The organism is Brevibacterium sp. 50QC2O2, from assembly GCF_024580675.1.
Classification (GTDB): Bacteria; Actinomycetota; Actinomycetes; order Actinomycetales; family Brevibacteriaceae; genus Brevibacterium; species Brevibacterium moorei.
Map to the genome: position 1 here is coordinate 1 of NZ_JANIJZ010000079.1, position 253 is coordinate 253.

The 253-nt window shown below is 56.1% G+C and carries 1 rRNA gene; it reads right to left on the reverse strand.

Annotation, left to right across the window (positions count from 1 at the left end):
- Positions 1-252, reverse strand: a 23S ribosomal RNA gene (locus NQ038_RS15290); the annotation flags it as partial.
- Position 253: the final 1 nt, after the last annotated feature.

Here is a 253-nt window from a genome sequence, read left to right on the forward strand (position 1 = left end):
ACACGAGATTACACGAGTCCCGTCCTACTCGGGAAAACAGTCAACCCCCGCCACACACATTTCGCCTACAGGACTCTCACCCACTCCGGTCAGCCATCCCAGACTGTTCGACTACACGCGCAACAAAAAGGGCTCCGACCATGTGGAATCGGACAACCACTCCCCACAACACCACGCACACAACCCCCACACGGTTCATACATGCACGCAGTTTAGGCTCCTCCGCTTTCGCTCGCCACTACTCACAGAATCA